General features: G+C 71.9%; 8 protein-coding genes. 5 read left to right on the top strand and 3 right to left on the bottom strand.

Going from position 1 to position 7,511, the window contains the following annotated elements; genetic code table 11:
- Window positions 1–354 precede the first annotated feature (354 nt).
- The 3 genes from VGL20_12340 to VGL20_12330 all read right to left on the bottom strand — a co-directional run bounded on the left by VGL20_12340 (window position 355) and on the right by VGL20_12330 (window position 3,162).
- Window positions 355–579 carry a hypothetical protein gene (locus tag VGL20_12340; GenBank protein HEY2704471.1) on the bottom strand — a complete coding sequence of 75 codons (225 nt, stop codon included), beginning with the start codon at window positions 577–579 and terminating at the stop codon, window positions 355–357.
- Between the two features lie 193 nt (window positions 580–772).
- A complete protein-coding gene (locus tag VGL20_12335) occupies window positions 773–1,948 on the bottom strand; it encodes a hypothetical protein (protein HEY2704470.1) in 1,176 nt (391 codons plus the stop codon).
- Window positions 1,949–2,088: 140 nt separating this feature from the next.
- Entirely contained in the window at window positions 2,089–3,162 is a 1,074-nt protein-coding gene (locus VGL20_12330; GenBank protein ID HEY2704469.1) for a magnesium transporter CorA family protein, read from the bottom strand.
- A gap of 201 nt (window positions 3,163–3,363) precedes the next feature.
- Between VGL20_12330 and VGL20_12325 the strand changes: the two genes are divergently transcribed.
- The 5 genes from VGL20_12325 to VGL20_12305 all read left to right on the top strand — a co-directional run.
- On the top strand, window positions 3,364–4,158 hold the full coding sequence (locus tag VGL20_12325) for an IclR family transcriptional regulator (protein ID HEY2704468.1): 795 nt from the start codon (window positions 3,364–3,366) through the stop codon (window positions 4,156–4,158).
- Between the two features lie 132 nt (window positions 4,159–4,290).
- Window positions 4,291–6,072, top strand: a complete 1,782-nt coding sequence (locus VGL20_12320) for a hypothetical protein (protein HEY2704467.1) — start codon at window positions 4,291–4,293, stop codon at window positions 6,070–6,072.
- Between the two features lie 17 nt (window positions 6,073–6,089).
- Window positions 6,090–6,644, top strand: coding sequence for a hypothetical protein (locus tag VGL20_12315; protein ID HEY2704466.1), 555 nt, complete (start codon window positions 6,090–6,092; stop codon window positions 6,642–6,644).
- Window positions 6,645–6,649: 5 nt separating this feature from the next.
- Window positions 6,650–7,099, top strand: coding sequence for a hypothetical protein (locus VGL20_12310; protein ID HEY2704465.1), 450 nt, complete (start codon window positions 6,650–6,652; stop codon window positions 7,097–7,099).
- Window positions 7,100–7,109: 10 nt separating this feature from the next.
- Window positions 7,110–7,511, top strand: a 402-nt coding sequence (locus VGL20_12305; protein HEY2704464.1) for a hypothetical protein, incomplete at its 3' end; no start/stop codon positions are given.

Genomic DNA, 7,511 nt, shown 5'->3' with positions numbered 1-7,511 from the left:
GTGGCGGTGGGGCGCGGCGGGGCCGGGGTGGGGGAGGCCGCCGGGGACGACCCGCAGGCGCAGAGCAGCACGAGCATGGCGGCCGGCATGGCGAGGAGGCGGCGTCGGCGCATGCGGGCCACTCTACAGAGCCCCGGAGGCGCAGATGTCGGGGCGCCACCGCGGGGTGACGCCCCGACGCCCGCCTGTTCCTGCGCAGCGGCCGCATCGTGCGGCACGAGCGCCACCGCCAGGTGAATCTCGAATCGTCCGGTGGATTCGCGCGGAGTCACCTGATATTGAACGCCCGGACCGCCGCGTCCCGCAAACCACGAGGTGCGGGAGGTCGCGGCCCGGCCGTCCCGGCGGCGCGGGTCAGCTGGCGAGGCGCTGCTCCGCGCTGCCCACGGTGAGCAGGTCGCGGGCCATCGCCTCGGCACGGAGCACCGCCTGGTCGGCGGCGAGGTCACCGGCGCGCGACACCCGGTCGAAGGCGCGGAGCAGGCATCGCACCACCACCTCGGGCGAGCGCCGGCCCTCCAGCTCGACGACCAGCCGGGAGGCGGCCTGGTGGAACGACTGGGGGATCTCGGGGTCCATCTCTGTCCTCCGGGGTCGCGGCTGCCGGCTGCAGGCAGGGCGACCCGTCACGCGGTAGAACGCGATCAGGAGCGAATCCCTTGCGCCGCGAGAGGGGCCGGGCGCGGAGAGACGGGCGGGACCGCTGCTGCGGTCCCGCCCGTCGGGCTCCCTCCCTTCCCGCCGGGTGCGGGGGCGCGCCCGGCTCGTGGAATCAGGCGGTCGCGCCCCGGCGCCGGCGGGCGGAGGCCCCCAGCAGGGCGAGCCCGGAGGTCAGCAGCACCAGGCCGCCGGCTCCGACCGAGAGGCCGGTGAGGGGGACGCCGGGCCCGGAGGCGTGGGCGCTCGGCGCCGTCGAGGCGGCGGAGGCGATCCCGGTGGTCGGCGCCGGCGGGGTCACGGCGGCCGGGGCGGCGGCGCCGCCGGCGGTCGAGGCGAGCACCGAGGCCACCTGGCCGGGGATGCTGAGGACGTCGTTGACGCTGCCGATGGCGGCGCCGCCGATCCCGCCGCTGGCGCCGACGGTGAGCAGGTGGATGGTGATCACCCCGGGCACGGTGACCGGGATGTCGCCGTCCTGGTTGCTGCCGCCGAGGGTGGTGCCGTTGATCGACGCCAGGTAGGCGGAGCGGCCGCCGTCGCTGTTGGCCTCGGAGTGGAGCAGCACCAGCACCAGGGCGCCGTTGCCCGCGCTGAGGTTGACACCGTTGCTCGCCCCGGCGCCGTGGGAGGCGGCGCCGTCGAACGTGGCCGCGCTCGCGGCCTCGAGGACGGCCACGGTGGCCACCTGGCCGCTGCCCGCCCCGAGGTCGACGAGGGCGGAGCGCGAGCGCGAGCTCGACGACCCGCCGGTGCCGGCCTCGGCCGCGGTCATCCAGTTGGCGATCGCCAGGGTCATCAGCGGATTGGCGGGAGTGGCGATCAGCTGGCCGCTCTGGCCGCCGGTGCTCGACGAGGAGCCGCCGGAGAGAGTCTGGCCGACCACCCGCAGCGCGGTGGCGCCGGACTGGGAGGAGCCGCCCTGGGCGCCGGCGCCGGTGCAGCTGACGCAGGTGTCGAGCGGGTTCACGTGGGCGCCGTTGGCGGTCGCGTTGCCCGGCGGCGGCGGGGTGGTCGAGGTGGTCTGCCGCTTGGGGGTGACGGTGGTGACCAATGGGGCCACCGGCGCGGTCACGCCGGCGACGGCTCCGGACACCGCTCCGGTGGTACCGCTCACCACGCCGCCGACCGGCCCGGTGACCGAGGACACGGTGCCGCCCAGCACCGGGCTGGAGACCGGCGCCGCCGGCAGGGTGTCGAGGGGCATCACGCCGGATGCGGATGCGGCGCCGACGCCGAGGGCGAGGGCGCCCGCGACCGAGAGCACGGGAGCAAGTCGGAGCATGTTCATGAGGGTCCTCCGCCACGTCCCGACTGATTCGGGATCATGTCCACACGACGTCCTCACGCTGCGGAATCCTGCGTTACGAATGAGTAACAGGTGCGCAATCCGTGCAGTCGTCGCGATCTAAAAACCGCCGAATGCGTCGATCAGCCTGTTTGTTTCTTCTTCTCGCCGCGGTGGGGGGCGGCGGTGGCGGATCCCGAGGTGGGCCGCCGCAGCCGCGGACGCCCCACCGTCATCACCGGCCGGCGCCGTGCCCTCTCCTCCGGGATGGGACGCGCCCCCATCGTGGTCCGGCGGGCGACGAACCAGATCACCACCACCGAGAACAGCTCGATGCCCACCCCGATGACGAAGGCGCGGCTGCTCTGGATCGACTGGATGAGAAAGCCGAAGTTCTGGCCGAAGAAACCGGTGAGGAAGGTGAGGGGCAGGAAGATGGTGGCCACGATCGACAGCCGCTTGGTCTGCTCGCCGAGCCGGTTCGACACCGAGGAGAGGTAGACGTCGAGGGCGCTGGTGACGATGTCGCGGTAGGCGTCGACCTGCTCGACGATGCGCACCGCGTGGTCGTAGACGTCGCGGAGGTAGAGCTGCGTGTCCTCGCCGAGCAGCGGGCCGTGCGGCCCCGCCAGGCCCTGGATCAGGTCGCGCTGCGGGCCCAGCACCCGGCGCATCACGTTCAGCTCGCGCTTGATCGAGAAGATGTCCCGGATGGTCTCCTGGTCGGCCCGCTCGACGATCGCCGTCTCCAGGTCGTCGATGGCGCCGTCGAGGAAGTCCAGCACCGGGAAGTAGGAGTCGATGATCGCGTCGCAGAGCCGGTAGAAGAGCCGGCCCGGGCCCGCGGCGAGGATGTCGTCGCGCCGGCCGCAGAGGGTCGCCAGGTCGCTGATCACCGGGATCGCCTCGTCGGTGACCGTGACCACGTGGTCGCGCCCGACGAGCACGTGGACCTCGGCGAGGCGCACGTGCGCGGAGTCGCCCTGCCGCACCGCGGCGAAGAGCACCACGAAGAGCTGGTCGCCGTACTCGTCGACCTTGGGCCGCTGGTTGCGGGTCTGGATGTCCTCGACCGCCAGCGGATGGATGTGGAAGGCCCTGGCCAGCTCCTCGACCTCCTCGGGGGTCGGCTCCACACAGACCACCCAGCGCATCCGGGCGTCCGGGGGCGAGGCGATGCCCGGGTAGCTGCGGTCGCCGGCGCGGGTCTCGATCACGGCCCAATAGTGGCCGCTCGGGGTCTCCGGCCGCGGGTGACCCGAAACCTGCATCCGCAGGTAGACGGCGGTGGAGCCGAGTCCTAGCATCCGCCACAGGCGCCACGGTTGTCCGGAGACCACCATTTGCGACCGCGGGCGAGGATGGTTTGAGGCGATGGTGATTCCCGCGATGATTCGCACACACCTTCGGTGCGAGGCATGGGGGTGACGGCCCCGCGGGCTGACGAGACCGGTGGGGAGCCACGTGCACCCACGCTGATCGGCTCGGTGCAGCGCGCCCTCCACCTGATGGAGGCGGTCTGCAACCATCCCAACGGCGCCCCCGTGAAGCTGCTGGCGCGGGAGGCCGGGGTGCAGCTGGGCACCGCCTACCACCTGCTCCGCACCCTGGTCCACGAGGGCTACGTGCTGCGCCTCTGCGACGGCACGTACGTGCTCAGCGACCGGGTCGCCAGCCTGCTCGCCCACAGCCGCCACCAGGCCGTGCTGAGCCGGGTCCGCCCCGCCCTCGCCGCCCTCCGCGACGAGGTGAGGGCGGCCGCCTACCTCTGCCTGTACGAGGACGGCGAGATCGTGGTGCGCGAGATCGCCGACGGCCCCACCACCCCCCGGGTCGATCTCTGGGTGGGCTTCCACGACGCCGGCCACGCCACCGCCCTGGGCAAGAGCGTGCTCGCCTCGCTTCCCGCCGAGGAGCGCAGCGACTACCTCTCCCGCCACGGGCTGCCCGACCTCACCCCCCACACCATCACCGACCCGGGGCGGCTGCTCCGGGCCCTCCAGGCGGACGGTGGCGACGGCGTGATCATGGACCACGAGGAGTACTCCCTCGGCACCGCCTGCGCGGCGGCGCCGGTGCGCGACGGCTCGGTGATCGGCGCGGTGGCGCTCTCGATGCCGGTGAACCGGCTGCGGGCCCTCGAGCAGGGCGGCGAGACCCTCCGCCGCACCGCCGCCCGGGTGTCGCGGGCGCTGGCGATGAGCGCCGTCTGATCGCGTGGACGGGTCCGACTTCACCATCTGAAAACTCCCCCCTTTTGAGCGGGCCGCCGGCTCTGCTCCACTGACCCCAGCCAGCCCGCCGCCACCCCCAGGGCGGCGCGGCGGCCCCATGAGGACGAGGCGATGCCCATTCCCTGGAAACGGCACTGGCCGGACATTCCCGAGACCCCGCCGATCGACGTCATGCCGGCGTCGAACGGCGAGTTCATCCCCAAGGAGCCCTCCCAGAACGAGCTGCGGATCATGGCGCTCCAGAACACCAAGATCGAGGAGCTGCGCCGCAGGTTCGGCATGAGCCGGCGTGACTTCGTGCGCACCGCCGCCGCCTTCTCGGTGGGCGTGTGGGCGATCGACCAGGTCACCGGCGGGCGCTGGGGCCGGTTCAACTTCAACCCCACCGCGCTCCCGATCGGCCCCGGCAACGCCTGTGACCTGGAGAACCCGGGCTCGCAGCTGGCCAACCTGCCGGGCGAGTTCATCATGGACACCCAGGGGCACTGCCTGGACTCGGCCGGCAAGTGGCGCATCCAGCAGCCCGACTTCGAGTGGTTCCTCACCGTCTGGACGACTCCCGCGATCGGCGCGCCTCCGAGCATCCAGGACGGCAGGGTCCGCGGACCCGGCGGCGGCGAGGTCGACAAGATGGAGAACCTCGGCCGGACCATGTTCTTCCGGGAGTCGTTCCTGAACTCCTCGGCCGACGTGGTGCTGCTGACCGCTCTCCCCAACCTCCCCGACGAGACCAACATCACCCCGATGAAGTTCGCGACCGAGACCCGGGACATGATCAACGGGATCACCCACTCGGAGCGGTGCCTCATCCACGCGTTCACCCAGCCCAACCGCGGCTACCAGGGCGAGGGCAAGGTGCCCACCCACCAGGCCGAGGACTACCAGTGGATGACCGACACCAACCGCGCCCGTGACGTGCGCGGCTGGAAGCTCTACTGCGGCTGGGGCGACCCCATCCCCACCATCAACGGCTGGTGGTTCGACGACGAGATGGGGATGTCGATCGTCAACCACATCCGGAACCTGGCCAAGCAGCCGGGGGCGCGACCGCCGGTGGTCTGCACCCACAAGGGCCTCGCCTTCAACGGCACCTTCGACTCGGCGCACTTCTCGCCGCGCGACATGGGCGTGATCGGCCGCCAGTTCCCCGATATCACCTTCTATACCTACCATTCCGGATACGACGGCGAGTACCAGAAGGCCTACGCCGGCGACGACAACGTCAACTCCTCGAACCGCGGCGTCGACGCCTTCATCAAGAGCCTGCGCGAGAACGGCTGGGACGCCACCCGCTTCGTGCCGCCCGGCCTGCAGCACGGCAACACCGTGAACATGTACGCCGAGCTCGGCACCGCCTGGTGGGGGGTGATGCGCGACGCCGACCAGTCTGCGCACATGCTCGGCAAGCTGATCAAGTACGTCGGCCCGCGCCGCATCGTGCTCGGCACCGACTGCATCTGGTACGGGTCGCCGCAGCCGCAGTTCGTGATGCTGCGCGCGCTGCAGTTCAGCGACGAGGCCAAGGCGCTCTACAACCTGCCCTACGGCCTCGACGGCGACCGCTGGGACCCGTCCAAGAACGCGATGAGCGGCTCCAGCTACCCGACCACCGGGCATCCCAACGTGCACGGCTGGCCGACCGACCTGCGCGCCCATCCCGAGCGCAGCATCCGCAACGGCATCTTCGGCCGCAACGCCGCCGAGGCGTACGGCGTCGACCCGGACGCCACCCGGGGCGCGATCAGCTGCGACGAGGTCCAGCGGATGCGCGACGCCTACCTGCTCAACCCGATGACGCCGACGGAGTCGATGCCGACGCGCTCCAACATCATCGCGGGCCCGCGCACCCGCCGCGAGTTCTTCAACTTCGTGAAGACCGACTACCCGTGGTAGGAGGGGGAAGCACTTCCATGAGACGACTTCTGACAGCGCTCGCGGTGGGCGCGGTGGGGCTGGTCATGGCCATCCCCGCGTCGGCCGCCGGGGGCGGACCGCCGTTCCAGGCGGGGCCGAAGCAGGGTGACCAGTTCACCCAGACCTCGGCCGATCCCAACACCGGCCAGGTGTCGATCTTCCAGCTGAACATCCGCCAGGCGGCGGCGGTGAACTGCGCCGGCCAGGGTCCGATGGCGACCCTGGAGACCAGCCAGCCGGCCGATGGCGTCCACTCCGTGGCGGTCGCCTACAAGGACGCCTCGTGGACCGACACGGTGGTGCTCAACGTCGACGTGGTCGGCTCGAAGAGCGGCGCGCTCGGCCACGGCGCCGTCCTCGGGCAGAAGCAGGGCGCCACCGGCTCGGTCAACATCACGCTCTTCGCCGTCCCCCAGGCGGGCGAGGTCATGACCACCATCTTCGGCCTCCAGGTGCACGCCGGATGCCTGCCCAGCCAGCCGGTCGGGATCTGGGGCAGCCGGCCCTTCGAGATGGGGAATGTCACCTTCACGTCGGTCACGGCGGGGTGAGCACGATGAGATCTCTTCGAGCACGATGCGGCGGTGTCGCCGCCGCCGCGGTGATGGTCGCGGCGGGCCTCCTCGTCGGCGGCCCCGGCATCCAGCGCGCGCACGCCGACGGCGGCGTCCAGAACCATCCCGCCGACGTCTTCGTGGTCAACTGGGAGTACGTGCCCTCGACGGTGCACGTCAAGCAGGGCCACAACTTCAAATTCGGCAACTACGACCCGCTGTTCGGCAACCCGGCGCACAGCCTCGACGAGGTGGTGAAGGACTGCTCCTCGCCCCCGTTCGTCGGCAACAACGCGGGCCACGGCAACTGCGCGTATCCCCGCTTCTCCAGCGGGCTCGTCGACTGGACGTACGTGCACACCGTGCACGGCGTCGACAAGCTGTCCCCCGGCACCTACTCCTTCACGTGCCAGAACCACCCCTTCATGAGGGGGACCCTCATCGTCGAGTAGACGGGCGCGCATGATCCGCTGGACGATCACCGTGGCGGGTGGACTGCTGCTGGGGGTGGCGGCCACCCTGCTGATCGGATCGGTGGGGACGCACCCGCAGCAGGCGAAGCCCCCGCCGGCCACATCGCCGCCGGCCGAGGGGACGCCGCTGCAGGGCGCGGCCTCACCGGTCCCCACCACGGCGGACCCGGGGCGGTCGACGGCCGCCCCGGCCGCCGGGTCGTCCGGTCCGGCCGCGTGCGCTCCCGGTGCCCTCGGCGTCAGCGTGGCCGCGGACCGTTCCCAGTACCGGCCGGGCGAGACGGTGACGATCAGCTCGTCGGTGGTCGACCGGTCGGCACGGGCCTGCACCGTGCTCACCCGGTGCGCGCCGCCGGACGTCTTCGCCGTGTTCCGCGCCGCGCCCGGGGGG

The organism is Candidatus Dormiibacterota bacterium, assembly GCA_036495095.1.
Classification (GTDB): domain Bacteria; phylum Chloroflexota; class Dormibacteria; order Aeolococcales; family Aeolococcaceae; genus CF-96.
Note: the sequence above shows the minus strand (reverse complement) of the source record. Positions and strands in the feature narration are given on the sequence as shown.

Excerpts from the sequence above, each read along its gene's own strand:
- VGL20_12315 (HEY2704466.1), top strand. The coding sequence starts at position 6,090 with ATGAGACGACTTCTGACAGCGCTCGCGGTGGGCGCGGTGGGGCTGGTC.
- VGL20_12310 (HEY2704465.1), top strand. The coding sequence starts at position 6,650 with ATGAGATCTCTTCGAGCACGATGCGGCGGTGTCGCCGCCGCCGCGGTG.
- VGL20_12340 (HEY2704471.1), bottom strand. The coding sequence starts at position 579 with ATGGACCCCGAGATCCCCCAGTCGTTCCACCAGGCCGCCTCCCGGCTG.
- VGL20_12325 (HEY2704468.1), top strand. The coding sequence starts at position 3,364 with ATGGGGGTGACGGCCCCGCGGGCTGACGAGACCGGTGGGGAGCCACGT.
- VGL20_12320 (HEY2704467.1), top strand. The coding sequence starts at position 4,291 with ATGCCCATTCCCTGGAAACGGCACTGGCCGGACATTCCCGAGACCCCG.
- VGL20_12335 (HEY2704470.1), bottom strand. The coding sequence starts at position 1,948 with ATGAACATGCTCCGACTTGCTCCCGTGCTCTCGGTCGCGGGCGCCCTC.